The 26,615-nt window shown below is 46.9% G+C and carries 25 protein-coding genes; 5 read left to right on the top strand and 20 right to left on the bottom strand.

Translation table 11 applies throughout. The features are described from left to right. Positions 1-138: 138 nt before the first annotated feature. The 9 genes from plsY to P400_RS0108905 form a co-directional block, all read right to left on the bottom strand. Positions 139-747 (bottom strand): glycerol-3-phosphate 1-O-acyltransferase PlsY, encoded by a 609-nt coding sequence (plsY, locus tag P400_RS0108945; RefSeq protein ID WP_167330588.1) that lies wholly within the window; start codon positions 745-747, stop codon positions 139-141. Between the two features lie 23 nt (positions 748-770). Further along, positions 771-1,643, bottom strand: coding sequence for a M15 family metallopeptidase (locus P400_RS15080; protein ID WP_034771026.1), 873 nt, complete (start codon positions 1,641-1,643; stop codon positions 771-773). 78 nt (positions 1,644-1,721) lie between these two features. After that, a complete protein-coding gene (locus P400_RS0108935; RefSeq protein WP_026825868.1) occupies positions 1,722-2,138 on the bottom strand; it encodes an acyl-CoA thioesterase in 417 nt (138 codons plus the stop codon). Between the two features lie 31 nt (positions 2,139-2,169). After that, entirely contained in the window at positions 2,170-4,428 is a 2,259-nt protein-coding gene (locus tag P400_RS0108930; protein WP_026825867.1) for an AAA family ATPase, read from the bottom strand. Positions 4,429-4,484: 56 nt separating this feature from the next. Beyond that, positions 4,485-5,162, bottom strand: coding sequence for a hypothetical protein (locus P400_RS0108925; RefSeq protein ID WP_026825866.1), 678 nt, complete (start codon positions 5,160-5,162; stop codon positions 4,485-4,487). Positions 5,163-5,265: 103 nt separating this feature from the next. Beyond that, positions 5,266-6,831, bottom strand: a complete 1,566-nt coding sequence (locus P400_RS0108920) for a BCCT family transporter (RefSeq protein WP_026825865.1) — start codon at positions 6,829-6,831, stop codon at positions 5,266-5,268. A gap of 125 nt (positions 6,832-6,956) precedes the next feature. Further along, on the bottom strand, positions 6,957-7,451 hold the full coding sequence (locus tag P400_RS0108915) for a DUF3939 domain-containing protein (RefSeq protein WP_034771023.1): 495 nt from the start codon (positions 7,449-7,451) through the stop codon (positions 6,957-6,959). A 107-nt stretch (positions 7,452-7,558) separates the two neighbouring features. Beyond that, positions 7,559-10,273 carry an aconitate hydratase AcnA gene (gene acnA, locus P400_RS0108910; protein ID WP_026825863.1) on the bottom strand — a complete coding sequence of 905 codons (2,715 nt, stop codon included), beginning with the start codon at positions 10,271-10,273 and terminating at the stop codon, positions 7,559-7,561. A gap of 194 nt (positions 10,274-10,467) precedes the next feature. Beyond that, positions 10,468-12,066, bottom strand: a complete 1,599-nt coding sequence (locus P400_RS0108905) for a peptide chain release factor 3 (protein WP_026825862.1) — start codon at positions 12,064-12,066, stop codon at positions 10,468-10,470. A gap of 178 nt (positions 12,067-12,244) precedes the next feature. Here P400_RS0108905 and P400_RS0108900 point away from each other — a divergent pair, with 178 nt between their 5' ends. Further along, a complete protein-coding gene (locus P400_RS0108900) occupies positions 12,245-12,676 on the top strand; it encodes a DUF2621 domain-containing protein (protein ID WP_026825861.1) in 432 nt (143 codons plus the stop codon). 315 nt (positions 12,677-12,991) lie between these two features. On the opposite strand, the gene P400_RS0108895 is transcribed toward P400_RS0108900, so the two are convergent. Together P400_RS0108895 and P400_RS0108890 are read right to left on the bottom strand one after the other, a co-directional pair. Continuing rightward, positions 12,992-13,444 carry a CcdC family protein gene (locus P400_RS0108895; protein WP_026825860.1) on the bottom strand — a complete coding sequence of 151 codons (453 nt, stop codon included), beginning with the start codon at positions 13,442-13,444 and terminating at the stop codon, positions 12,992-12,994. A 19-nt stretch (positions 13,445-13,463) separates the two neighbouring features. Next, positions 13,464-14,162 (bottom strand): cytochrome c biogenesis CcdA family protein, encoded by a 699-nt coding sequence (locus tag P400_RS0108890; protein ID WP_026825859.1) that lies wholly within the window; start codon positions 14,160-14,162, stop codon positions 13,464-13,466. 188 nt (positions 14,163-14,350) lie between these two features. Between P400_RS0108890 and P400_RS0108885 the strand changes: the two genes are divergently transcribed. Next, complete coding sequence (locus tag P400_RS0108885) at positions 14,351-14,533, top strand: aspartyl-phosphate phosphatase Spo0E family protein (RefSeq protein ID WP_026825858.1); 183 nt, start codon at positions 14,351-14,353, stop codon at positions 14,531-14,533. 76 nt (positions 14,534-14,609) lie between these two features. Here P400_RS0108885 and P400_RS0108880 read toward each other — a convergent pair whose 3' ends face one another. Together P400_RS0108880 and P400_RS0108875 are read right to left on the bottom strand one after the other, a co-directional pair. After that, complete coding sequence (locus tag P400_RS0108880; RefSeq protein ID WP_026825857.1) at positions 14,610-16,373, bottom strand: ABC transporter ATP-binding protein; 1,764 nt, start codon at positions 16,371-16,373, stop codon at positions 14,610-14,612. Further along, positions 16,363-18,117: an ABC transporter transmembrane domain-containing protein gene (locus tag P400_RS0108875; protein ID WP_026825856.1), complete on the bottom strand. Its 1,755-nt coding sequence runs from the start codon at positions 18,115-18,117 to the stop codon at positions 16,363-16,365. The genes P400_RS0108880 and P400_RS0108875 overlap by 11 nt, the downstream gene beginning before the upstream one ends. 144 nt (positions 18,118-18,261) lie before the next feature. On the opposite strand from P400_RS0108875, the gene tnpB reads away from it, so the two are divergent. Next, positions 18,262-19,434, top strand: a complete 1,173-nt coding sequence (tnpB, locus tag P400_RS0108870; RefSeq protein ID WP_026825855.1) for an IS200/IS605 family element RNA-guided endonuclease TnpB — start codon at positions 18,262-18,264, stop codon at positions 19,432-19,434. Positions 19,435-19,609: 175 nt separating this feature from the next. On the opposite strand, the gene P400_RS0108865 is transcribed toward tnpB, so the two are convergent. The 5 genes from P400_RS0108865 to P400_RS0108845 all read right to left on the bottom strand — a co-directional run bounded on the left by P400_RS0108865 (position 19,610) and on the right by P400_RS0108845 (position 23,406). Further along, complete coding sequence (locus P400_RS0108865) at positions 19,610-19,843, bottom strand: YneF family protein (protein WP_026825854.1); 234 nt, start codon at positions 19,841-19,843, stop codon at positions 19,610-19,612. A gap of 125 nt (positions 19,844-19,968) precedes the next feature. Further along, the gene (gene tkt, locus P400_RS0108860; RefSeq protein WP_026825853.1) at positions 19,969-21,960 is read right to left on the bottom strand and encodes a transketolase; all 1,992 of its coding nucleotides are present in this window, start codon (positions 21,958-21,960) and stop codon (positions 19,969-19,971) included. Positions 21,961-22,159: 199 nt separating this feature from the next. After that, positions 22,160-22,393, bottom strand: a complete 234-nt coding sequence (locus tag P400_RS0108855; RefSeq protein WP_026825852.1) for a DUF896 domain-containing protein — start codon at positions 22,391-22,393, stop codon at positions 22,160-22,162. 60 nt (positions 22,394-22,453) lie between these two features. Continuing rightward, positions 22,454-23,098: a YneB family resolvase-like protein gene (locus tag P400_RS0108850; protein ID WP_026825851.1), complete on the bottom strand. Its 645-nt coding sequence runs from the start codon at positions 23,096-23,098 to the stop codon at positions 22,454-22,456. A 71-nt stretch (positions 23,099-23,169) separates the two neighbouring features. Next, positions 23,170-23,406 carry a hypothetical protein gene (locus tag P400_RS0108845; protein ID WP_026825850.1) on the bottom strand — a complete coding sequence of 79 codons (237 nt, stop codon included), beginning with the start codon at positions 23,404-23,406 and terminating at the stop codon, positions 23,170-23,172. 203 nt (positions 23,407-23,609) lie between these two features. Between P400_RS0108845 and lexA the strand changes: the two genes are divergently transcribed. Then, positions 23,610-24,230 carry a transcriptional repressor LexA gene (gene lexA / locus P400_RS0108840; RefSeq protein ID WP_026825849.1) on the top strand — a complete coding sequence of 207 codons (621 nt, stop codon included), beginning with the start codon at positions 23,610-23,612 and terminating at the stop codon, positions 24,228-24,230. Continuing rightward, positions 24,230-24,670 carry a metal-binding protein gene (locus P400_RS0108835; RefSeq protein ID WP_026825848.1) on the top strand — a complete coding sequence of 147 codons (441 nt, stop codon included), beginning with the start codon at positions 24,230-24,232 and terminating at the stop codon, positions 24,668-24,670. Before lexA ends, P400_RS0108835 begins: the two co-directional genes overlap by 1 nt. Positions 24,671-24,804: 134 nt before the next feature. Here the strand turns inward: P400_RS0108835 and glnA are convergent, their stop codons facing one another. Both glnA and P400_RS0108825 read right to left on the bottom strand, forming a co-directional pair. Next, entirely contained in the window at positions 24,805-26,145 is a 1,341-nt protein-coding gene (gene glnA / locus P400_RS0108830; protein WP_026825847.1) for a type I glutamate--ammonia ligase, read from the bottom strand. 47 nt (positions 26,146-26,192) lie between these two features. Beyond that, the gene (locus tag P400_RS0108825) at positions 26,193-26,597 is read right to left on the bottom strand and encodes a MerR family transcriptional regulator (RefSeq protein ID WP_026825846.1); all 405 of its coding nucleotides are present in this window, start codon (positions 26,595-26,597) and stop codon (positions 26,193-26,195) included. Between the last annotated feature and the right edge of the window lie 18 nt (positions 26,598-26,615).

The raw sequence follows: 26,615 nt of genomic DNA, 5'->3' as shown, positions 1-26,615 counted from the left end.
GTGTAACGAACGGATGTAAATTTAACGTAAAGTGAAAGTAAAGAACGAGCAAATCCAACATGATTTTGTTTCTTTTTTATGTAAATCAACAACAATACACAATAAAAGGCACGTCCTCAATAGACGCGCCTGTATGAATCAAGACTTAGGCTTTTTTTGAAAGAGTGGAACTTTCGGTTCTTTCCCCGCTCGTATACGTTGCCAATTGGTACGATGTTTGATGATGATAAATAATGCCAGTGGCACGATAACGATTGACGGTAACCAATCTTTCGTCAATAAGCTATACGTCGTTGCCGTCACGAGTCCGACCGCCGCCGCAGCCATGGAAGAGAGGGACACCATTCGAGAGATGAGAAGTGTCACAATAAACGTACCGACAACGACAAAGAAGAACCACGGGAATGCCGCTAGGAGAACTCCACCACTCGTTGCGACTGATTTACCACCTTTGAATTTCGCAAAAATCGGATAAGAGTGCCCAATGACCGCAGGAATCCCAGCTAGGAGCAAACTCATCTCACTACCAAATAAAAGTGGTAACAGCGCCGCTGCGAACCCTTTCCCCATGTCTCCGAGCAAAACAAGGATACCGGCTTTCTTTCCAAGGACTCGAAACGTATTTGTCGTCCCTAAGTTGCCACTTCCGTGTTCACGTACATCTACTCGGTAGCCAATCTTGCCGATGATGAGTGCGAACGGGATCGCCCCGAGTAAATAGCTTAAAAGTATAATCATGATTTCTATCATATATGGCATCGCAATTCCCCTTACTTCATAAATTCCTGAATATAACGATCGTATGGTTTATTTAAAGTATGCACTTGTTTGGCATGTTCCATACCGATAAAGCGTAAGTGCCACGGCTCGTACATATACCCTGTTTCTTCCTCAAACGCTCGTTGATAGCGGATGATAAAGCCATATTCATGGGCGTGGTCCGCTAACCATTTCCCTTCAACCGTTTCGCCAAGGTTTTGAGTGAGTTGATAGTTCACAGATGCACTCGATACATCGATTGCAAGGCCAGTCTGATGCTCAGAATGACCTGGAGGAGCGGAATACTTCATGGCTTGTTCTTTTCCATCGCGTTCGACGTAAGCATTGAATAGATTCACTTGATAGGCGTAAGAACGAAATGCGCTTGTCCCCTTTAAGTCAATCCCTTCCGTTTTCGCATCTTTCATCAAACGTTCAATCGCCACTGCTGCCTCTTTACGCAACATCCGGCGCTCACCGACCGTCGAATCAACAAAATCAATATTCGCTTCAACTAAATCGGCGGGCTGATAATTTGCCGGTAATGCAATCTGTTTATTCACAAGAATTAATTCATCTAATTCCAAGTTTGCCACACCATCTATCTCAATCGGTTGGGCAGGTATCGTTGGTTCCGTCTCTGTAGATGGATCCGGTTCAGTTGGCTGTCCGTCGACTTCTGGTTTATCATCTGTCGACTCTTCGTCAGTAGGTGACTCCGTATCCACATCGTCTTCACGATCTGAGTTTGGTGATGTCTGTGATTCATCTATTGTTGGTGACTGTGTCGTTGGTTCTTTCGGTTCAACTTGCTCGTTTGTCGTACAACCGACCAATGTAAACGTCAAGGCGCCGCAAACCATCAGGAATGATGGATAACGCATGCGATCTTCCCCTTTCTAAATATCAAAAAGTACCGTCAAGATATGATACCACACTGACGGTACGAAGACAGAAGATTCTTAGACAGGATTCATGACGCTCATGTACATCTCATGCCATTTTGGAAATTCACGATCGAGGCGAATCGGTTTAAAATCACCTCGTTTGACGACCACATGTGTAGTCGTTGCCTTACCGACAAGTTCGCCTTGTTGGTTCGTCAACTCATACCCATAAATCGTTCTGACTTTCGAATACTGATCAACCCATACGCGGACATGGACCGTATCACCGAATGTCACACTCCGTTTATAATCGACAGTAACGTTCGTCACGGGTGAAACAAATCCCGCCTCTTCCATATCTTTGTATTCGACCCCAAGTTGTCGTAACAATTCAGTACGCGCAATCTCTAAATAAACCAAATAGTTGGCATGATAGACGATTCCCATCATGTCCGTTTCTTGATATCTTACTGGAATTTGAATCGTATGCATTGAATCATCCTTCTTTCCTACCGCCAGTATATTATAACTTACTCTTAATATCTACTACTAATAACTGTTGAAGAGACGCTTCTTCCTCTTCATTCGAAACGATACGATACGATTGACGCGCAATCGACTCATCAATGACGGAAAGAGCAGTTCGTGCATTCGCGTGCTTAATTTCTCCCAATCGAGTCGCCAATGCTTCAACCGCTTCATCGTCTATCACGTATCCGAACTGATTCGCATAATTTATAGCAATCTCCACCAATTGACTTTGTGAATAGTCAGCGAAATGGATCGTGCGTTTCATCCGACTGCTCAGCCCTGGATTCGATTCGATCAACCTGCGCATCGGCCCTTCATATCCCGCAAGGACGACGACAAGGTTCTCACCATGTTTAGGCATCTCATCAACAAGCGTATCAATCGCCTCCCGACCGTAGTCGTTCACTCCCCCATTCAAGCTATACGCTTCGTCAATGAGTAATACGCCACCAAGTGCGTCACGGATTGCTTCTTTTGTTTTTTGAGCTGTCTGTCCTACATAGCCACTGACCAAGTCGGCTCGACTGACGACATTAACATGTCCCCGCTTCAAGTATCCTGTGCGTTTCAACATCTGTGCATACAAGTACGCAAAGGTCGTCTTCCCAGTTCCACTATTTCCTGTAAGCGTCATATGGAGTTGGACGGGTGCAGCCTTCAAACCGAGCGCCTTTCGTTTCTTCTGAATCTTTACGAGCGCTTCAATCTCTGCCAACTGCGTTTTCGCTTCCTCCATACCGACAAGGTCATCTAAAGAAGTCGGAGACGATTCATCCATCGGCTGTTCGAAGTCTTCTTCCGTCAATAGGGCCATTTCGTCTAGAGGGGCATCTGCTCCAAACCGTGATCCTTTTTTAAACATCGCATCAAGTAAAATGTTATGGACGGTTCTGGCGTTCCCGAATGTCAAATCGACTCGTTCCCGGTCAATTCGAGAGAGTAGCGCACGTTTTGCATCTTCGGTCAATACGTAATTGTTCTCTTGCGCCACTTTTTCTCCGATGGCGACCAGTTCTTCGTCACGATAGTTCGGTAACTCATAATGATTCGATTCAGGGAATCTTGAACGCAAGCCCGGGTTCGCGAGTAAGAAATGGCGCATCTCCTCTGGATAACCGGCAAGGATGACGACAAACTTCCCGGCATATTCACCACTCGTCATTGCTGCGACAAGTGTATCGATGGCTGCTTGTCCATAATCGCTTCCACTCGCATCTTGACGCTTTAACGCATACGCCTCATCAATGAACAAGACGCCACCTTCTGCCTCCTTCACCTTATTCATCACTTGTTCCTCTGTTTGGCCGACATATGCTCCGACAAGGCTCGAGCGATCCGCCTCAACGAGATCTGGACGACCGAGCAAACCGAGCTCGAAATAGATTTCTGCCATAAGCCTTGCAAGTGTCGTCTTGCCGGTTCCCGGGTTTCCTGTGAAAACGAGGTGGAGGGAAGGCTGATGCTTGGAAGAGAAGCCTGCTTTCTCTCGTTCTTTTTGGAAGAGAAGAAAGCGATACCACGCCTTCACCCGCTCTTTAATGTTCTCGAGTCCAATCATCTCCTCGAGTGATTCAATTGCACTCGACCGAGTTTCGCTCTGACGTTCCGGTAACAGATTGCAGATTGTGTCCAGTCGCTCCTTAACGAATCCCACACGTTCCCCGAACCGACGAAACGCTTCCCGACTGAAATAGTTCCCTTGCATCGATGCAAGCAAGGACGCCGTATCATCTTCGAGAGATGCGACTTCTTGCATTGCCTCGATAATCGCCTCAAACAATTTCTCGAGCTGACCTCGCCATTCGGAATCACGCAAATCCGATTTTGCAGTCTCTACTTCATCATGGAGTTGGTCGAGTTGGTCGAGTAGTGCTGATGTTTTAGACTCGTACTCCGTCAAAATTTGTACCTTCATCGATGCATAATCTGCTTCCCGTAGTGTCGGCCAATCGATTTGAAGTGCCTGCTTCGAACGGCGCAACAGCTCATTCAATTGAAATAGACGCAACTCATTGGGTAACGCATTCATCGACTCCAACTCTTTTACCCAACGGTTTAGTAACGGGTCCATCGACTCCCTTTGTTCGAGCCGATTCGTTGCGAGTAAGGTCAACGAACGAATCAATTCTTCTTGATGCTGAGTCGCTCGAGACCAATGTGCATAGGATAACAATGCTGCTTCATTGATTTTTTCGCCCGCTTCCCAGTTCGCCAAATCCGTTTGAACTTGTTCTACTTGAATTTGTTTCATCCTGTTCTCCCTTTCAGACGACAAGGGAGCCGACATCATGTCTGCTCCCCATCGGATTATCTTGATTCAAAAGATGTCATCCGAATCGAATGGAATAACTTCCCGTTATTCCGCGATTCTGCCGCGAGCAAAATTCGTTCGTTCGCATCGACATAATATGTGACTGTTTCTTTATTTTCTTCCTCTCTGAAAATCGATGGATAATTTTCAATCCATTCTTTCGGAACCGCTTCAGCTGTTTCGGACTTCACGTAAGCTTGTGCAGTACGTCCAACTAAATTCGTCTCTCCTTCACTTGAACCAAGAGTACCATCATCAAGCCATTTACGAATCTGTTCGTTCGTGGCACGTGACAAGAACGGGTGTGGCGCAACTGCTCCTGAATTCGTTTCTTGGCGTAGAACCTCTTCCCCATCCGGGTTAAACTCCAAGTACGTCTCTCCGTCCCATTCTGCTTTTGCACCGACATTCGGACCTGTAACGACTTCCGAGACAAAATGTCCGTCATCGTCATATGTGACAAGATATTCCCGTTCTTCGAGTTTTTCTCCTTCTTTCGGAAGTTTACGCTCTTGGTATCCGATCACGACATTTGAGTAAAAAGGTTCGACCTGTTCTTTCTCTTCACCATTTAAATTAAAGAGAACGTAAAAATTATAAGCGAGTAACGCCCCGACAATGAGGATGCCGGCCAATATCACCCAGCTCAACCGTTTTTTCATCTGTTGTTTCATAGCCTATCCTCCTCGTTTCTTCACTTACTATCCTACACTAGCGAAGAAGACAAGCAAAATATTTTTAACTAAAAAAAGGGCCTCCATAGAGACCCTTACTGGTTTAACCTAACTTATCTTCGTCTTTCTTTTGCATTTCGAGCCATTTGTCTCGCTCATCTGGTTCATCGGCCAAATCTTTGAACAAGGCGACGATCATAAAGATGAGTACGAAAACGAATGGGAATGCTGCAAGAATCGCTACAGCTTGTAAGGCGGCAAGGCCTCCTGAATAAAGCAGTACGGCCGCGATTGAAGATTGAATGATACCCCACGTCATTTTAATACGCATTGGAGGAACGAGCTTACCATTCGATGTGAGCATTCCTAATACATAAGTTGCAGAGTCCGCAGATGTGATAAAGAATGTCGAAATCAAGAAGACAGCGACAATACTCAGTACCGTTCCAAATCCACCGAACGTGTCAAACAGTGCGAAAAGTCCGATTTCTGTACCGATTTCGTTTACTTGACCAATCAAGTTGTATCCACCGAACAAGTCAGCCCAAATCGCTGAACCACCAAAGACAGAGAACCAGATGAGCCCAAACGATGTCGGGACAAGTAAGATTCCGATGATGAATTCACGAATCGTACGTCCTTTCGAAACGCGCGCAATGAATGTTCCGACGAATGGTGACCAAGAGATCCACCATGCCCAATAGAAGATTGTCCAACCGTTGATCCATTCTCGTTCAATCGGTTCAAACGCGGCGGTACGGAAACTCATACCCGGTAGTTGTTGCAAATAAGTACCGACAGTTTGCGTAAACAAGTCGAAAATGAACGCCGTCGGTCCAGCAAACATCGTCGCAACGAGTAAGACGATGGCGAGGAAGATGTTTGTGTTACTTAAAATCCGAATTCCTTTGTCGAGACCCGTTGAGGCGCTGATCATATAAAGAACCGTTACGACGGCGATGATGATCAACTGTGTCACGAAGGCGTTCGGTACCCCAGGGATGAGGTAGTGAAGGCCCCCGGCAATCTGTTGAGCACCAAAACCAAGTGATGTCGCTACCCCGAACGCCGTCGCAATGACTGCAAGGATATCGACTGTCTGTTTCACAGGTTTTTCATAACGATTGTGGACGAGCGAACCGATTGTTTCCCCAATCGTTGCCGGACGACCTTTTCTAAACGTCGAGTAGGCGATGGCGAGTGCAATCATCGCATAAATCGCCCATGGGTGGAATCCCCAGTGGAAAAAGGCATAACGCATTGCTATCCTTGCGTCTCCTTCAGGCGTCAATGATGAGAATGGTGGTGAGTGGAAATGAAGTAACGGCTCTGCTGCTCCCCAGAAGATGAGGCCAATCCCCATTCCGGCACTAAACAGCATCGCGAACCACGACAAATAACTAAACTCGGGACGGTCCGAGTCTTTCCCAAGACGAATCGAGCCATACCGTGAAAAGATTAAAAAGATGGCAACGAGCAGGAATCCTGTCGCACTCAAAAGATAGAACCAACCCATCCCGTTTGAGAGCCAGCCTTGAAGTGTGCTCGTTACATTGAGAAGACTCGCATTTCCAATGACACTCTCGGGGAAGAGTCCCCAGATTGTGAATAAGCCTGTTATGATTGCAGATACGACGAACACGGTCGTCACACGGCTTTTCCGTTCCATAAAAATCACTCCTATTTAATTTTCTATTTTCATATACGTTTTCCACCCTAACATACTTTTTAAACAAGTAACAACCCCATCTGTCATTAAATGTGTCATTTACCGCAAAACATATAGGTGTCTTGTCAAGAGGTAGACTCTTTAGGTTCTAGTGAGACAATCAATGTTTCGTCCACCACGTAGTACGGTCGTTTTGGTAACGTTTTTAAATATCCACCTTCTCTTAATCGCGATAAATCTAGTTGTAATGAATCTTGAAATTTTCGTAGCGGTAGTTTTTTTTCTTGATCCATATACAGATCGAGGGCACGTTGCACCTGATCCATCTCGTATATGACGTCTCGTTCTTCTTCAGGCACGATATGAAATGTTTCTTTTGACATATAAAAGCGTTGTTTCGGAATTCCGGATAAATGATGTTTCAATCGCTTCGTGTCGATTTCTTGCGTGTCATCCAACAGGACGGTGCGATTTACCCCTTTTGGCAACGCTTGTTCATATTCGTGAATCGCTTGCCGCAATTCAGAGAGCGTGATATCAATCTCCTGATCAGGCTCCACTTCTTTTTGTTGCATCAGCCGCTTCCACCAACTTTTTCCAACTTTTTCATCTCGATCCATGTGCATACCCCTCCCTCTCTTCCTGTTCCCGATTCCATTAAAACTTTCACCATAAAATCGCATATTCATGAAAAAAACCTTCCTTTTTTCAAAGGAAGGTGTGCAGCTTATTTCAATTTGTTACGGAGAACCATCTGTAAGATTCCACCGTGACGATAGTAATCGATTTCAACTTCCGAGTCGAAACGAGCGATGACTTTGAATTCTGTCACCGTTCCGTTCTCGTGTGTTGCTTTAGCGTTTAAGATGTCACGCGGACGAACAGACTCATCGACTTGGATATCAATCGCTTCCTCACCAGTCAAACCGAGTGATTCTGAAGATTCCCCATCTAAGAACTGAAGTGGAAGTACACCCATCATGACAAGGTTTGAACGGTGAATCCGCTCGAAACTTTGCGCGACCACCGCACGAATTCCAAGTAGGTTCGTTCCTTTTGCTGCCCAGTCACGGGACGACCCCATTCCGTAGTCGTTTCCAGCAAGAACGATGAGACCAGTCCCTTGCTCTTTATACTTCATCGCCGCATCGTACATCGGCATGATTTCTCCAGTTGGCCAGTAAGTCGTGAATCCACCTTCTGTACCCGGAGCGACTTGGTTACGGATTCGGATGTTCGCGAACGTACCGCGCATCATCACTTCGTGGTTACCACGTCGCGAACCGTACGAGTTGAAATCGATTGGCTCCACTCCTTTTGAAAGGAGATATTGACCTGCTGGTGTCGTCTTCGAGAACGACCCTGCTGGTGAGATATGGTCCGTCGTGACCGAATCAGCGAACTTCCCGATAACGCGTAAACCATTCAACGCGTGCACCTCACCCGCTTCCGGTTCGAGTTGTTCAAAGAACGGTGGGTTTTGAATATATGTCGACTCATCAGAGAAATCATACAAGTTTCCTTCTGGCACTTCTAGCGCGTTCCAACGTTCGTTTCCAGTAAAGACGGTTTCGTATTCTTTACGGAACGCTTCAGGGGAAACAACGTCTTGAACGACCATCTTGATTTCATCGTTCGATGGCCAAATGTCTTTGAAGTAGACTTCATTTCCATCTTTATCCGTACCGAATGAATCATTCATGACGTCAAAGTTGACAGTTCCCGCAAGAGCATAGGCGACGACGAGCGGTGGTGATGCCAAGAAGTTCGCTTTGACGAGTGGGTGAACGCGTCCTTCGAAGTTACGGTTCCCTGAGAGGACTGATGAGACGAGCAAGTCGTTGTCTGTGATCGCCTCTTCCACTTCACGGTCGAGTGGCCCGGAGTTTCCGATACATGTTGTACAGCCGTATCCGACTGTATTGAAGCCAAGCTCGTCCAAGTAAGAAGTCAAGCCAGCTTTGTCGAGATAGTCTGTGACGACCTTCGAGCCTGGTGCGAGTGACGTCTTCACATACTTCGGAACAGTCAATCCACGCTCGACAGCCTTCTTCGCCACGAGTCCGGCACCGACCATGACGTATGGGTTTGATGTGTTCGTACAACTTGTGATCGCAGCGATTGCAACATCTCCCGTGCTCATGTCGACTGCGCCGTCTTCGTAGTTAACCGTCGCCTTTTTGTCGAGTTCTGAACGGTCGAGACCGAACCCGCTATTTCCTGCAGGAGCGCTCAAGCTATCGATGAATGATGTTTGAACGTCTGAAAGGTTGATTCGGTCTTGTGGACGTTTCGGACCCGCAAGTGAAGGTTCAACTTTTGACAAGTCGAGCGTCAACACTTTCGTGAACGTTGGATCCGCTTGATCTGGCGTATAGAAGAGGTCGTTCGCTTTTGAATATTCTTCAACGAGTGTAATCAACTCTTCAGAACGGCCTGTCGTACGCATGTAGTTCAGTGTTTCCGTATCCACTGGGAAGAACCCACATGTCGCACCGTATTCAGGTGCCATGTTTGCAATTGTTGCACGGTCTGAAAGTGGCATCGTGTGAAGTGATGGACCGAAGAATTCAACAAATTTCCCGACAACTTTTTCATGACGAAGCATCTCTGTCACGACGAGCGCAACATCGGTTGCCGTCACACCTGGGTTGACTTCACCGATGATTTTGACACCGACGACGTCTGGTACTGGGAAGTATGAAGGTTGACCGAGCATGCTCGCTTCTGCTTCGATTCCTCCAACACCCCATCCGAGAACACCGAGACCGTTGATCATCGTTGTATGAGAGTCAGTTCCAACGAGTGAATCTGGGTAAGCTACTGTACCTTCCGTATCGCTCTTCTCAAGCACGACTGACGCCAAGTACTCCAAGTTTACTTGGTGAACGATTCCTGTAGCTGGTGGAACGGCACGATAGTTATCGAATGCCGTCTGTGCCCAACGTAAGAATTTGTAACGTTCTTCGTTACGTTCGAACTCGATATCCATGTTTTTCATCAACGCACCAGCAAAGCCGTACGCATCTACTTGAACAGAATGGTCAACGACGAGGTCGACAGGGATTTCTGGGTTGATTTTGTTCGGGTCCCCGCCAAGGTCTGCCATCGCTTTGCGAAGTGAAGCGAGGTCTACAACCGTCGGAACACCAGTGAAGTCTTGAAGTACGACACGTGCCGGCTTGAACGGTACGTCAATATCTTTCGAGACGTCGGCAGTACCCCATTTTGCCAAGTTCTCGACATGTTCTTTCGTGATGGCACGACCGTCTTGTTGACGGAGTACCGATTCGAGCAGAACACGAATCGAATAAGGAAGACGGCTGATGTCCGTTAATCCCTCTTCTTCTAACTTTTTCAATCGATAAAAATCATACGATTGCCCGTTCACCTCGAATTTAGTTCGAGATGAGAAGGCGTCTAAAACATTCGTCTGTTCCATTGCAATTTCCCCCTTTTTGAAAGCGCCGACCACACGACAATGCGTAATCGCTTACTTTTCACATATTTATCATAATACAAGTATAGCGTGACGTAAAATACATTCCGTCACAAATTAGTCATAAGTAAAACTTATTACGTTATTCGTTAGGAGTTAAACACAAAAAAACACCTCAAAAACGAGGTGTTTACAACTTATTCTTCTGTACCAATCTCTTCATTGACGTCAAGTGCCTCGACGAGAGTCAAGTCATCGGCATGACGTTCTGCAAAACGCTCAAACGTGAACTCGTTCGCGAATAGGAAGACCGGACGTTCCCAACGGTCAGTGACGAGCATATTCCGTGAGTCTTGGAACGGTTTCAGTGCTTTCAATTCCTTGTCTTTCACCCAACGTGCAACACTGTAAGATACCGGCTCCATTCGGATATCTACGCCGTACTCGTTGTTTAAGCGATATTCGAACACTTCGAATTGAAGTTGTCCGACAGCACCGAGATAAATCTCGTTGTACTCGTTACGATAGACTTGGATTGCCCCTTCTTGTGCGAGCTGCTCCACACCTTTGTGGAAGTGTTTTGACTTGAGTGAGTTGACCGGCGATACGCGCATGAATAATTCAGGCGGGAAAGTCGGCAACGCTTCGAACGCAATCTTTTGTTTCGATGTCGTAATCGTATCCCCGATTTGATACGTCCCCGAGTCATAGATCCCGATGACATCACCGGCAAATGCCTGATCGACCGTCTCACGGTCGTTCGCCATCAACTGTGTCGACTGGCTCAATTTAATTTTCTTTCCAGTCCGTGTGAGCGTCACGTCCATTCCACGCTCAAAAACGCCAGAACAGATGCGGACGAATGCGATCCGGTCGCGGTGTGCCGGGTTCATGTTCGCTTGAATTTTAAAGACGAATCCACTGAAGTCTTCTGACGTCGGATTGATTGGACCAACGTTCGACTTACGTGCCTCTGGGGCTGGCGACATCTTTAAATAATGATTCAAGAATGCAGTCACGCCAAAGTCGACAAGTGCTGTCCCGAAGAATACTGGCGTCAATTTACCACTTTGAATCTCATTCACATCAATCTCGTTCCCGGCTCCGTCGAGAAGGTCGATCTCGTCGCGAAGATTTGTCAAGTTCTCCTCTGATAGATGATCAGCGAGCACCGGGTCGTTCACCCCATCCTCGCCCAGTTGAAGCGTCGACTTCTCACCACGGAACAAATGAACTTCATTTTTCATTCGATCATACACACCTTCGAACTGCATCCCACTCCCGATCGGCCATGTGATGGCAACAGAAGGCATGCCGAGCACTTCTTCAAGTTCCTCCATCAATTCAAGCGGATCTTTTGCCTGACGGTCCAACTTGTTCATAAATGTAAAGATCGGAATCCCACGCATACGACAAACTTGGAATAGTTTTTTCGTCTGTGCCTCAATACCTTTCGCTGCATCGATGACCATGACCGCGCTGTCGACCGATGTCAACACGCGGTATGTATCCTCACCGAAGTCATTGTGTCCAGGTGTATCCATAATCGACACGACTTTATCTTGATAAATGAATTGCATGACGGACGATGTAACCGAAATTCCACGTTGTTTCTCGATTTCCATCCAGTCAGATTTGGCGTGTTTTGAATTTTTTCGTGCTTTGACCGTACCCGCCTCACGAATCGCACCACCGTGCAAAAGTAACTTTTCTGTTAATGTCGTCTTCCCCGCATCCGGGTGAGAGATGATGCCGAATATTCGACGTCTCTCAACTTCCTGTTTCAATTGGCTCATATACTATAGACCCTTCCTTTCTCGACTCAGATCATGCTTATTCTCGTAGCAACGCTCTCTATTCTAACGAAATCGATTCAGTTCGTCTATCCTAACAGGACGTGCGCCTTTTGCAATTTGATTCTTTTTTGTATACTTACGATGAAAGTAAGTGAATGAATAGAACGGGGGAAAGACGATGCCAGAAAACTTGATGATGTATTTCATTATATTCTGGGGATTCGTCATGATTGGTCTCATGACGATTGGCGGGTACTTCATGTTCCGCAAGTTTTTAAAACGAATGCCGAAAGAAGATGGACGTTCCCTACTTGATATTGAAGATGATTATATAGAGAGAACGCTTCACCTATGGACCCCGGAAACTCGGACGCTACTAGACCGGCTCGTCTCACCGGTTCCCGAGTTGTTCCGCGACGTCGCCATCCGAAAAATCGCCGGGAAGATTGGGCAGTTCGCACTTGAATCCCGGGCTAAAAAGATGACGACCGAACTCGTTGTAAAAGGATATATCGCTGCAACGCCAAAACGCGATCACAAGTTTCTAAAGAAAGCACTGGCCGAAGAAAAAATTGACTGGACACCTTACGAACATTATTTTCAGCAGTAGACTCTATCCGATTCGGCTAGAGTTTTTTTGTTTATCAAATTGGGCGATTTAACTATTTGGAAATAGTAACTTTTCTCCCGAATTATATGACCTAAGCCCATCGTTCAATTTCCAGACAGCATTGAGAACGCTCGTAACTATCTTTGCCGGACTCGTCTTCTCAGCCGCTTCCTCATCCACTCATGACTTTTTTGAACACATCATCAATAGAGGATGCAACAAAACTTAACAAATATAAGAATCGATACGGAGACAGAAGTCGCCATCCTAAAAGAGAGGTAAACAAAAATGGAGCGGCTTTGAGCCACTCCATTTTCATGTGATTGCGATTCGTTTATACTTCTGATACATCGCAATTCGCCACGGAACAATCATCCCCCACGCAATTAAATAGAACAATCCTCCAGTGGAGAAAATATCGACTTCATGCCCGACCCAAACTTTCATCGCCGTGCGAATCGCAAGTAGTGCAAAAACCACGATAAAAAATGCTTTCGAGCGGGACAGATACACTTCCCCATCCCGTTTTTCAAAGTTTGATGTTTTGATTAAGAACAGGCTAAAGATCAGTCCGACCGCTAGCGCTTCAAGTACTTCAATCCATGACAAGCGAAACGCAGGAATCAAAAACTGAATCATCCCTGTTGTCATCGCAAGCGGTGGAATCAAGATTTTTTTTGCATTCGTCGGTTTCGCCGATGCTTTCACACGAACGAAGCTTGCCACGATCCCCATCAATAATGCAATAAGAGTCGATCCCCATAACATTGACATCTCGATCAACCCCTTAAAATCCGGTGAATCCGACAAGTTCGCTCATCCAGGCCGCGAATCGATTCATTCCGTCAAAATATAATAGTACGCCGAACGCCATCATCAAATAGCCTCCAACTTTTGCAACTTTCGCGCTGTTTCGTGCTAAGTACTTAATTTTGCCTACGAAAGCGACCATCACTAAAAACGGAATCGCAAAACCGATGACATACGCCAACATGTAGCCGAGACCTTGGCTCGGATTCGTTGCGGCAAGTGCAATCACGCCCGCTAAAATCGGACCCGTACAAGGCGTCCAACCAGCTGCAAACCCAATTCCGATTAATACGGTTCCAAAATACCCACTCTTTCGTTCGCCGATATCCATTTTCTTTTCGCGCATCATGAATCGCGGTTGCCAAAGGCCCGCCAAAAAAACGCCGAATACGAAAATCAAGATGGCTCCGAACATCCGTAGACTATCTTTATACTGGATGAAGACGTCTGCAATCAACGATGTCGATAATCCAAGTACGAGAAAGACAATCGAAAAGCCGAATAAGAACGAAAATGTGTGGAACCAAGCTGTACGCTGTTTCAATCCTTCATTTTTTAATTCCGATACGGAAACCCCGGTAATATACGATAGAAAAACCGGATACAACGGGAGCGTACATGGTGATAAAAACGATAAGACGCCCGCCCCAAATGCGAGCCATAATGTGACTTCCATGACGATTTCCACCTTTCACGACCATTATAGCGAAAACCTATTTAAATTGCTCGCATCTTTTCCTTCGCATCTCAATATCATTTTGTAATTTTTGAAATGGAAATGAAACTTGTCATCTGTAAACGAAGGTGCTAAGATTTGGATATTCTAGTTCACAAAATTCTAACTTACATGATGGGGGAACGAACGTGGCAGTCACCGCAGCAGATACACTACACCAAGCCATTGAACAAAAACGTGATGAACTGTATGAAATCGCGTCAGAGCACTCTTGGACCTCGCCAGAAGTCATATTGGTCAGTCAAGAACTTGACTCGCTGATTACTCATCACGTCCTATCAAAATATAAAAAAGAACAGCTCAATACTTAATTTTATTGGCTCGTCACCTTGTGTGGCGAGCTTTTTTCCATGGAAAAAGGACACCTAGGTAGGTATCCTTTCCAATTCAAGACATCAGACGTTGACCAGACTGAAGTTCATACATTTTTTTATAAAGACCATCCTGTTTCAACAACTCCTGATGATTTCCCCTCTCCACGATTTCCCCTCGATGCAAAACCAATATCAAATCGGCATCTTGAATCGTCGACAGGCGATGGGCAATCGCAATTGTCGTACGACCACGGCGCATCCGATCGAGTGCAATTTGAACACGTTCTTCCGTCTCGGTATCGATTGAACTCGTCGCCTCATCGAGAATGAGTATTTTTGGATTTCGCGCGACCGTGCGTGCAAATGCAAGCAATTGCCGTTCTCCACTCGAGAAGGTAGCCCCACGCTCCCCGACGATATGTCCATATCCGGCATCCAACTTCTCGATGAACGTATGTGCCTGAACAAATTCAGCGGCCTCACGCGTTCGTTCTGAATCGATGTTCGGATTGAACAGTTTTAAATTTTCTTCAATCGTTCCCGTAAACAAGAACGGGTCTTGAAGTACCAGTCCAACTTGCTGACGAAGTTCTTGTTCTTCAAATTGTTCGAGTGGCTGTCCATCGATCGTGATTTTGCCAGATCCATATGGGTAAAAACGTGTCAATAAGTTAATGATCGAACTTTTCCCGCTACCGGTATGACCGACGAGCGCGACCGTTTCTCCTGGCTTGGCGACGAACGAGATATGTTTCAACACATCGACTTCACCGTCATAACTGAACGTCACATCCTCGAATCGCACCTCCCCTTCCGAAACACGAGCTTCTCCTGGCAACTGTTTTCCTGGAGATGGCTCATTTGTATCTAAAATTTTAAAGACGCGGTCCGCAGATACGACAGCTTGTTGAAACTCGCTCAGTCGTTGCATGATGTCAAGCACCGGTCGGAAAATACGCTCGATATAACTGATGAACGCGTAGACGACCCCGACTTGAACTTGCTCAGTCATCGAGAGGACTCCATAATACCCGAGAAGTCCAATGATGGAGAAGGCGAGCAACAACTCAATAATTGGACGGAGTAACATACTATCGAGCTTTAAGTTCCGATATCGTGCCTCTTGGTGCGCCTCATTCGTTTCTTCAAACTGACGGATGAGTCGTTCTTCTTGGCGGAATTGTTGAATGATTCCCATTCCATTGATGGATTCGTTCAACTGGGCATTGAGTTGAGACAACAGGTCTCGAACTTGAGCAAAATACTTCGTCGAGAAACTACGATACGCCCAGATGATGAGCCAAAAGAGCGGCAGTAGGACAAGTCCCATCGTCGCAAGTTGCGGCTCTAGTATGTATAGGAATATATACGTCCCAATCAATTGGACAGCCGACTGAACGAACGTACTCATGACACCGACGTATAGCTCTTTTACGGCCTCGGTATCATTCGTGATGCGGGATACGAGGACACCGGCTGGGGTACGATCAAAATAAGCGAGACGCATCCCCATGACGTGACGAAAAATATCCATTCGAATGTTCTGGACAATCTTCAATGCAATCTTTTGGAAGGAGATGGACTGCAGATAGTCAAATAGAATAGCTGACAAGTGCAGAATCATATAAACAGTGAAGAGGGCAATCACCCAGTTCGTCGGATAGACACCTGGCGTGACAAACTCATCGATGAACACTTTAATGAGAAATGGACCGGCCAACTTGGCACCTGTCGCAATCAATAGAAAAACGAAGGCGATACCGAGAGGTTTACCGTACCGTTTCGCGTAACTCAGCAATCGTTTGATGACTTGCCATTCTTGAATATCATGCTTCATCGTGCCCACCCCCTTCTACGATCGCCTCAAGCTGTTGACGGTCATATGTTTCTCGATACCAGCCTATCTCTTGAAGGAGTAACTCATGCCGTCCACGTTGTACAATTTTACCGTCTTCGATGACGAGAATCTCATCGGCATGTTCGACTGCGGAAAGTCGATGTGCGACGATGACTCGTGCCTGTTCCGGATTGCCGACACGAAAATGCTCGATAATCGATTCTTCGGTTTTCGCATCAACGGCAGATAGCGCATCATCTAAAATCAACACATCAGCCTCTGTCATGAGCGCCCGCGCAATGGAGATACGCTGCTTCTGTCCTCCTGATAATGTCACACCGCGCTCACCGACGAGCGTCGCGTACCCTTCAGGGAGGCGGACGATATCTTCATGTACCTCTGCGACCTTAGCCGCTTCGATGATTTCCTCCATGCTGGCATCGGGTCTTCCGAATGCGATATTGTTTGCGATAGAATCAGAGAATAAAAAGTGGTCTTGCGGCACGACTGCAATTTTATCCATGAGAAGTGACTTTTTCACTTGGCGGATATTGATTCCACCGATTTTGATTTTGCCATCTTTCACATCATACTCACGGGTCAACAAGCGTACAATTGTCGTCTTGCCTGCCCCCGTCCTTCCGACGATCCCAATCGTTTTCCCACGCTCGATTCGGAAATGAACGTCATCGAGTACGATAGTCTCATCATAAGCGAACTTTCGAACGGCAACTTCCACCTCTGAGTGCGCCAGAGTCGTCGCAGCCATACGATCGTCTTGAATCTCAGGCTTGACGGCAAGCATTCGCTCGATGCGGTCGTATGAGGCACGTCCCCGTTCCACAATGTTAAACAGCCAACCGAATGCTAACATCGGCCACGTCAAGAGTGCCAAATAGGCAGTGAAGCTGACAATCTGTCCAATTGTCAATTCGCCCTGCTCGATTAAGACTGCCCCGTATCCGACAGAAAGGATATAGGAAAGGCCGACAATTCCGAAGATTGTCGGATCATATAAGGCATCGATTTTAGCGACACGGACGTTTTTCGCCATGACCTCACTCGATAAGTTTTCAAATGAATCCACATCCCGCTCGACTTCCCCGGCCGACTTTAAGACACGAACCCCACTGACACTTTCCTGCACTTTGTCATTCAATTCTGAAAATGCCGCTTGAGCGACCCCGAATCGGTTATGTAACATCTTTCCATATCGTGTCGTCAAAGCGACCATGATTGGGAGTGGCAGTAAGGCGACGAGCGTCAGTTTCCAACTGATTGTCGTAATCATCGTGATGATCACGAACGTTCCGAGCGTCACGCTATCAACAAGCGTCAAAATCCCCGCTCCGGCCGTCATCGATACGGCCTGTACATCATTTGTCGCATGTGCCATTAAGTCACCGACACGTGATTTTTTGTAAAATCGCTGGTCGAGGTCCGTAAAGTGCCGATACAATTGACTGCGAAGCTTTCTACCTAGACGAATCGAAGCACCAAAGATGAAATAGCGCCAAAAGAAGCGGGCAACATAATTCCCAATCCCGACCGCAGCTAGTCCTCCGAGTAACATCCAAAGCGTGTTCGATGCGAGTGAATCACTGTTGATTTCATCGACGACTCGTCCGATGATGCGTGGAGGAATCAACTCTAACCCTGCCACGAATATGAGTAAGACGATACCGATTGCATACGTCTTCCACTCGAGACGCAAAAACCAAGATAATTGTTTAAATACACGAATGAGAAACGCCCCCTTCTATCTTTATCAAAATTATGCGAGAATACTCCCACTTCTAAACGTTAAGGACAGGACTTGCGTGAAAGTGGGCGATGAATCGCCAACCTCTCTTTCGGGTAAAATATCTTCAAAAGGAGTGAACGTCACATGGTGAAGCACAAGGGCTATAAATTCCAGATCTATCCTACGAAGGAACAGGAAATTCTGATCGCCAAGACGATCGGCTGTTCCCGGTTCGTGTTCAACCATTTCCTGTCGAAATGGGACGCGGCCCATGAAGCGACCGGCAAGGGACTGTCGTATGATGCCTGCTCGAAAGAACTTCCCATACTCAAGCAAGAATTCAGTTGGTTGACGGAAGTGGACAGTACGGCCGTCCAGAACAGTGTCAAACACCTGGCCGACGCGTATAAGAAGTTCTTCAAGAAGGAGGAAAATCATCCCCGTTTCAAGTCGAAGCGAAACCCCGTCCAATCCTATACGGCGAACATCCAAGGGAAGTCCCAGCTCCCCGAGGTCTCGATCGTCGGGAACAAGCTCAAACTCCCGAAGCTGAAATGGGTGCGTTTCGCCAACTCGAGACACGTCGAGGGTCGCATCCTGAACGCCACGATCCGACGAACAGCTTCGGGTAAATATTTCGTCTCCCTTCTCGCAGAGCAGGAGATCGGTGAACTGCCGAAGACCGGTTCATCGGTCGGCGTCGACGTCGGGCTGAAGAATTTTGCCATTCTATCGGACGGCACATTCTACAAGAACGACCGTTACTTCCGCACCCTCGAGAAGAAACTGGCGCGGGAGCAACGCAAGTTGTCCCGTCGTCAGCTCATCGCCCTGAACAAGAAGGTGAGACTTTCCGAGGCGAAGAACTACCAGAAGCAGAAGCGTAAGGTCGCCCGCATCCATGAGAAGATCGCCAACAGACGCACCGACTTCCTGCACAAGGTGTCGACCGAGATCGTCAAAAACCACGACGTCATCGGCATCGAGACCCTGCAGGTGAAGGACATACGTAAGAACCGCAAGTTGAGCAAGTCGATCTCCGAGGTCAGTTGGTCGGAGTTCTTTCGCATGCTCGAGTATAAGGCCGACTGGTACGGGAAGACCGTCGTGAGGGTCGGGAAGACCTTCGCCTCGAGCCAGCTCTGTTCGAGTTGCGGCCATCGACACAAAGACGTGAAACATCTTGGCTTGCGTGAATGGACATGCCCGAACTGCGGACTCCATCATGACCGTGATGTGAACGCAGGTATGAACTTGAAATTAGAAGCTGAACGCATGTTAGCTTCTTCAACCGTCGGGACGACGGGGTTAGCCTGATCACGTTTCTCTCGTTAGAGAGGATGACTCAGGAATCCTCCACCTCTAAGCGAAGCGTAGGTGGAGGTAGTTCAAATGAAGATTATTTCTTAATCGTAGCGAAAGTTTGTTCGATTGTCTAACAAAATGAGGAGACAAAAAAGCACTTCGAGGACCGAAGTGCTTTCACGACTCATTATGACTTCTTTTCATCTTTCATCTGCACGTTCATGGCGCGCATCACTTGGTTGACTTTCTTCTGTGATGGCTTTTGACCCATCTGCATCATCAACGTACGAATCATATCTTCATTGATTGGCGGGTTTTGTTCAAGGTAGTTCATCATGTATTTACGCGCGATGAAGAATCCAATCGCGATACCCCCGATGAGTGCTGCCACGACAAGAAGAATCCAAAATAATGTACTCAAGGCTTTACCTCCTCTACCATATGAAACATCGTTTTTTACTATACACTAAATCGAACAACTTCGCTAGTCGTCTAGAAAAAAAGTGACGGCCAAATGAATGGCCGTCATAAATAATCAATTTAAGATTAAAGTGATTTTACTGCATCGACGACGTTGTCGACTGACATGCCGTATTCTTTCATGAGGAGATCTCCAGGCGCTGAAGCTCCGAACTTATCGATTCCGAGAACTTTCCCACCAAATCCGACATACTTGTACCAACCAAGTGTCGCACCCGCTTCAAGTGACACACGCTTTGTGATTGAAGACGGAAGGACAGATTCTTTATACTCAGCAGATTGTGCTTCGAAGAGTTCCCATGACGGCATCGAGACAACTGCTGCGTTCACACCAACAGATGCGAGCTGTTCACGTGCTTCAACGAGGACATGTACTTCTGAACCTGTACCAAGTAAGAGAACGTCTGCATCTTTCGATTCACCCGCAACGACGTATGCGCCTTTTGCTGCTGTTTCAATCGATGTGCCTTCGAGTTCAGGCAATGCTTGACGAGTCAAGACGAGAAGCGATGGTGCCGTCTTCGATGTCACAGCTTGTTTCCAAGCAGCAATCGTTTCTTTACCATCTGCCGGACGAAGAACAGAAAGGTTTGGCATCGCGCGGAAGCTCATCAAATGTTCGACCGGCTCGTGTGTTGGACCATCTTCACCAACTGCGATTGAGTCGTGTGTCAAGATGAACGTCGATGGGAGTCCCATGAGCGCAGCAAGACGAACTGCAGGGCGAAGGTAATCCGAGAAGACGAAGAATGTCGCACCGTATGGAAGTACTCCACCGTGAAGCGCCATACCGTTTACAGCTGCCGCCATCGCAAATTCACGTACACCGAACCAGATGTTACGACCGGCCGGGTCTTCATCGAAGTCCACTGCACCTTTGATCATCGAGTTGTTTGAACCTGCAAGGTCAGCCGATCCACCGAAGAGTGTCGGTACTGCTTTCGCGATTGCGTTCAACACTTCGCCACTCGTTTGACGTGTTGCTTTTTTCGAACCGATTTCAAATGTCGGCAACTCGCTGTCCCAACCTTCAGGAAGCTCATTGTTCATCGCAAGTTCGAACTGTGCACCAAGCTCTGGATGGGCCGCTTTGTATGCTTCAACGAGCTCGTTCCAGTCTGACTCGTACTTCGCGCCGGGCTCGACCACTTTCTCATTGAACAAGTCGTATACTTCGTTTGGAACGTAGAACGACTCGCCTTCCCATTTGTAGAACTGTTTCGTCAATTCGATTTCAGCATCTCCAAGTGGTGCCCCGTGCGAAGCCGACTTCCCTGACTTGTTCGGTGAACCGAATCCGATCACCGTCTTGACTTCAATCAATGTCGGTTTCGACGTCTCAGCTTTCGCTGCATCAATTGCTTTTGCGATTGAATCGATATCTGTTCCATCTTCGACACGAATGACTTGCCATCCATAGGCGTTGAAACGGTCTTCAACGCTCTCAGAGAATGACTTGTGAAGGTCACCATCGAGTGAGATGTCGTTTGAATCGTAAAGGACAACGAGTTTACCAAGTTTCAAGTGACCAGCGAGTGATGCCGCTTCCGCCGAGACACCTTCCATTAAGTCCCCGTCTCCGCAAATTCCAAATGTGTAGTGGTCAACGACGTTGAACTTGTCGCGGTTGTAAGTCGCTTCTAAGTGCTTCTCTGCCATGGCCATCCCGACAGCCATCGCGATCCCCTGTCCAAGTGGTCCCGTTGTCGCATCTACCCCAGCCGTGTGACGATACTCTGGGTGACCTGGTGTCTTCGAGTCCATTTGACGGAATGATTTAAGGTCGTCCATTGACAAATCATATCCAGACAAGTGAAGGAGCGAGTACAAGAGCATCGATCCATGACCCGCAGAAAGCACGAAACGGTCGCGGTTGAACCAGTTCGGGTTTTTCGGGTTGTGACGCATTTTGTCTGTCCAAAGTGTAAACGCCATCGGTGCAGCACCCATCGGCATTCCTGGGTGACCAGAGTTTGCTTTTTGGACCGCATCGATTGAGAGCGTCCGAATCGAGTTAATCGCTAATAATTCTTTAGTAGTTGTTTCCACTAATTTCATCCTCTCTGTGTTAAGAAGGTTTTCTACCCGTCATATTCTATCATACTCATTCGTGTGTCACAACTAATTAATTAGTATAACACATTACATGAAATCGTTTCCTTCAATTGCATGAAAAAGAACGCAATCCGTTCGTCTGATGATTGTTCGTGTATAACAAAAATGCACATCCTATGCGAAATAGGATGTGCATTCAGCATCACTCACCACGATGGCGTTTTTGTTCTTCTTTCAATTTCTCTGGCGTGACGTCGTTTCCTTCTGGGTCAACGACTTTCATGCCCATCATTTGAGACTTGAAAGATTGACGGAACGCCTTCAAATATTCTTGACGCAAGTCTTGTTGTTCGTTCATCTCTTCTTGAGATAGTCCTTCTGTCTTCGCTTTGTTGGCGAGGAAATTGATTCGCTCCAATTGTCCGGGTGCTAACATATGACTCGCCCCCTCTCTCGTGAATTTGTTCTTCTACTTTACAAAATCAGAGAGGAAGAATCAAGTTTCAGCAACTAACCGGTGTTCGAGATAGCGTCGGTTGACCGTTGCTTTTGATACTTCGTAGCCGAATCCGCGAAGTGTCGCCGCAATCTCGGCAAACGTCAACCCCCGCTCGCGCAATTGAATAATCTCTTCAATCGGAACTTCAATCCGATGTCGGCCACCTTGATCATTGTTCTCAATATTACGTTGTGGATTGAAACCGTTGGCGACCGCACGACGCATTCCGCGGGAAATCTTCGCGTTATGAATTTTCCGTTGATACTCTTCGACGACACTAACAATCTCTAACACCATCTTCTCAGCATCAGAAACAACGTAATCCGAAGTCGACTGCATCGTCAACAATCGCACATCATGCTTCATTAATGTGTGTAGTATCGCAATTTTGGCATTTCCTCGTCCTAAACGACTGTCATCGGTGACGAGCACGGCATCCAACTGAGATGTCGATACGTGGTCAAGTAAATTGAGCAGCCCCTGTCGATTAACTTCATAACCGCTCTCTTGTTCTGTGATGACATCTATAATGTCGGCCCCTAAACGCGAAGCTAGTTCTTGTAATTCTTCGACTTGCCGACTGAGTGATGTCTCTTGGGTAGACTTGTTCGTCGATACCCGACAATAGATGACGACTCGCATCGCATCACTCCCTTTCATCGCATTCATTCCTTACGATACACAGTTTGAGAACGGTTCGCAATGCTGAACGATCACTCAGCGGCATACCATTTTGTTTTTCGTTCATTATGTTCTTCTCGCTCTGCCATGATTTGCGCTTCAATCGACTCTGCCTCGACATAGGCGACCTCTTCTTCAATCGTACGTTCCGATGTCATGATCGGTTCAACTGGTGTCGTTCCCCCACGCACCTCCCCAGCTAAATAAAAGGCGAACATCCCGACTAAGAGCATTCCGACTAAAATGATTCCGTTGAGTGTATCTTTCATGATTCCCTTACCTCCTGTATAAGAATATATGTTCGTTAGAACGTTTGTTCGTTTATCTGTTCTTATCATAAAACAAGAACTCGTGTTCGGTCAAGGGAAAATAACGAACGAATGTTTGTACGCTCATGTGTTCTTGTGTTACACTAAATACATAAAGAATAGGATGCGATTGCAGTTTATTCGATTATATCGAGGTGAACATAATGAAAAAAATGTCAGCGCGACAACAACAGATTCTTGATTTCATCAAAGACGAAGTTCGGGCAAAAGGCTATCCACCTTCTGTTCGTGAGATTGGAGAAGCAGTCGGTCTTGCCTCTAGTTCGACCGTACACGGTCATCTAGATCGCCTAGAGAAACGCGGTTTGATTCGTCGGGATAAGACGAAGCCCCGTGCAATTGAAATTCTGAGTGAAGATGCATCCACAATGGATGAGCAAGAGTCCGTCATGTACGTTCCGGTCATCGGGAAAGTCACCGCGGGGACACCGATCACCGCCATCGAAAACGTGGAAGAGCACTTCCCTCTTCCGGCACATATCGTTGGTTCAGATAACGTCTATATGCTGTCCGTTTCTGGAGATTCAATGATCAATGCAGGGATTTTGGACGGAGACCGTGTGCTCGTCCGCCAACAGAGCACTGCCGACAATGGAGAGATTGTCGTCGCCATGACAGAAGAGGGCGAGGCGACTGTGAAGCGTATTTATAAGGAAGCTTCAAAAGTCCGTCTTCAACCGGAAAACGACGAGTTAGAAGCGATGTATTTTGACAACGTCTCAATTTTAGGGAAAGTTATCGGCGTATACCGGACAATTCATTAATGGCTAGCGGTAAGACCCATACCCGTACGAATCTCGTGGCAACCGGCGCACTTGCGGTTGCCACGCCTTTTATTGATTTAGACGTCCCGCTCGCATTCATAATCGGTGCGATTATTGGAACGCTCTGGCTCTCCCCGGACCTCGATTTAAAATCAGATGCGTATTATCGATGGGGACCACTCAAATTGATTTGGCTCCCATATGTGAAACTTATGCCGCATCGCTCTCTACTATCGCATTTTCCTGGTTTGAGCGATGTGATTCGGATTGTATATATCGGTTTCCCATTGGTGCTTCTCTTACCATTCACGGCATACGAAACGGAAATTCGCTCATGGGTGGACGTTCATGGCATGTCTTTCTTTCTAGGACTCGTCTTCGCGACGACACTCCATACGACACTCGACTACACATCAACGTTTTTAAAAAAAGCGTTTTAACTAACAAAGGATCACTTCCACGCTCGTGGAGGTGATCCTTTTACATTTCTGCTTCATCTGAAACTCAGCAAAAAAGAGCAATGAACGACACTTCTGAAGAAGGTCATTCATTGCTCTTTTGCATATTTCTTCTATTAGTAGAGCGTCAAGTACTGATCTCGTTCCCACTCTGTTACTTGCATACGGAACATATCCCACTCGATTTCTTTTAACTCGAGGAAATGTTCACCAATGTGTTCACCGAGCGATTCCATGACGACCTTGTCTGCACGAAGGACTTCGAGTGCGTCAAAGAGTGTCGCCGGGAGATCGTCGATTCCGTTCGCTACACGCTCAGGTTTGTCCATCACGTAGATGTTGCTGTCGATTGGTTTTGGTGCATTCAAATCTTTTTCGATTCCGTCAAGACCTGAAGCCAAGAGCGCAGCAAGTGCGAGATACGGGTTCGCTGCCGGGTCAACCGAACGTACTTCGATACGAGTCGAGAGACCACGTGCTGCTGGCACACGTACGAGCGGTGAACGGTTGCGTGCGCTCCATGCAACGTAGCAAGGTGCTTCGTAGCCTGGTACGAGACGCTTGTATGAGTTCACAGTCGGGTTACAAACTGCTGTGAAGGCACGAGCGTGCTCCAAGATACCAGCTGTGAACGCGCGAGCTGTGTCAGAAAGTTCCATATCGCCGTTCGGATCGTAGAAGACGTTCGTGTCGCCTTTGAAGAGTGACATGTTTGCGTGCATCCCTGAACCGTTCACACCAAAGAGTGGCTTCGGCATGAACGTCGCGTGAAGACCATACTTCGCAGCGATCGTCTTGACGACGAGCTTGAACGTTTGGATATTATCTGCCGTCGTGACAGCATCGGCGTATTTGAAGTCGATTTCGTGTTGTCCTGGTGCGACTTCATGGTGTGACGCTTCGATTTCGAAGCCCATGTTTTCAAGTTCGATGACGATTTCTTTACGGCAGTTCTCACCAAGGTCAACTGGTGCCAAGTCGAAGTATCCACCTTGGTCGTTAAGTTCAAGCGTCGGACGACCTGAAGCGTCTTTCTTGAACAAGAAGAACTCTGGCTCTGGTCCAACGTTGAACGCTGAGAAGCCAAGCTTTTGCATCTTTTCAAGGTTACGTTTGAGTGTACCGCGTGGGTCACCGCTGAACGGTGTACCGTCTGGGTTATAAATATCACAAATTAAGCGAGCGACTTTTCCGCTGCCATTTGTCCACGGGAAGACAACCCATGTGTTGAGGTCTGGATACAAGTACATGTCTGATTCCTCGATGCGGACGAATCCTTCGATTGATGATCCATCGAACATCATTTTGTTATCAAGTGCTTTGTCCAATTGGCTGATCGGCACCTCGACGTTTTTGATTGTTCCGAGGATGTCCGTGAATTGAAGACGAATAAAGCGTACGTCTTCCTCTTGTGCGATGCGTTTAATGTCTTCTTTTGTGAACGTTTTTCTGGCCATGGTAAAATGTCCCCTCTCACATTGCGTAATGGTTGATGTGTGCGGCGTTATCGATAAAAACGAGAAAGCTCGCCTTGAATGAGCGACGTCTTATTGAAACGACCGGCTTCTTGGAGCTGTGTTTTCAACAAATGATGTAACTCTTTTTCTGAAATCTTCGGAGTTTCATCAACCGGTGTAGCCGGAGCGGACGTTTCTGCTCCTTTTCCACCTTCCTGCTCTAACATATGGCGAATTGCTGCCAAGTTAAAACCTTGGTCAATGTAATCCTTGATTGCGAGTAGACGTTCGACATCATTAAAGGAATAAAGTCGTCGTTTCGATTCTGTCCGACTAGGAGAAACCAGACCCTGTTCTTCATAATATCGAATCTGCCTACCAGTCAGCTGCGTCAAATCTTGGACGATTCCAATCGGAAACAACGGGTTGGAGCGACGAAATTGATCGGCCATCCTTACCCCTCCTTTTCT

The organism is Exiguobacterium marinum DSM 16307 (assembly GCF_000620845.1).
In the GTDB taxonomy this organism is placed as follows: domain Bacteria; phylum Bacillota; class Bacilli; order Exiguobacteriales; family Exiguobacteriaceae; genus Exiguobacterium; species Exiguobacterium marinum.
The sequence above is the reverse complement of the archived record's forward strand: the minus strand, read 5'-3'. Positions and strand labels throughout refer to the sequence as shown.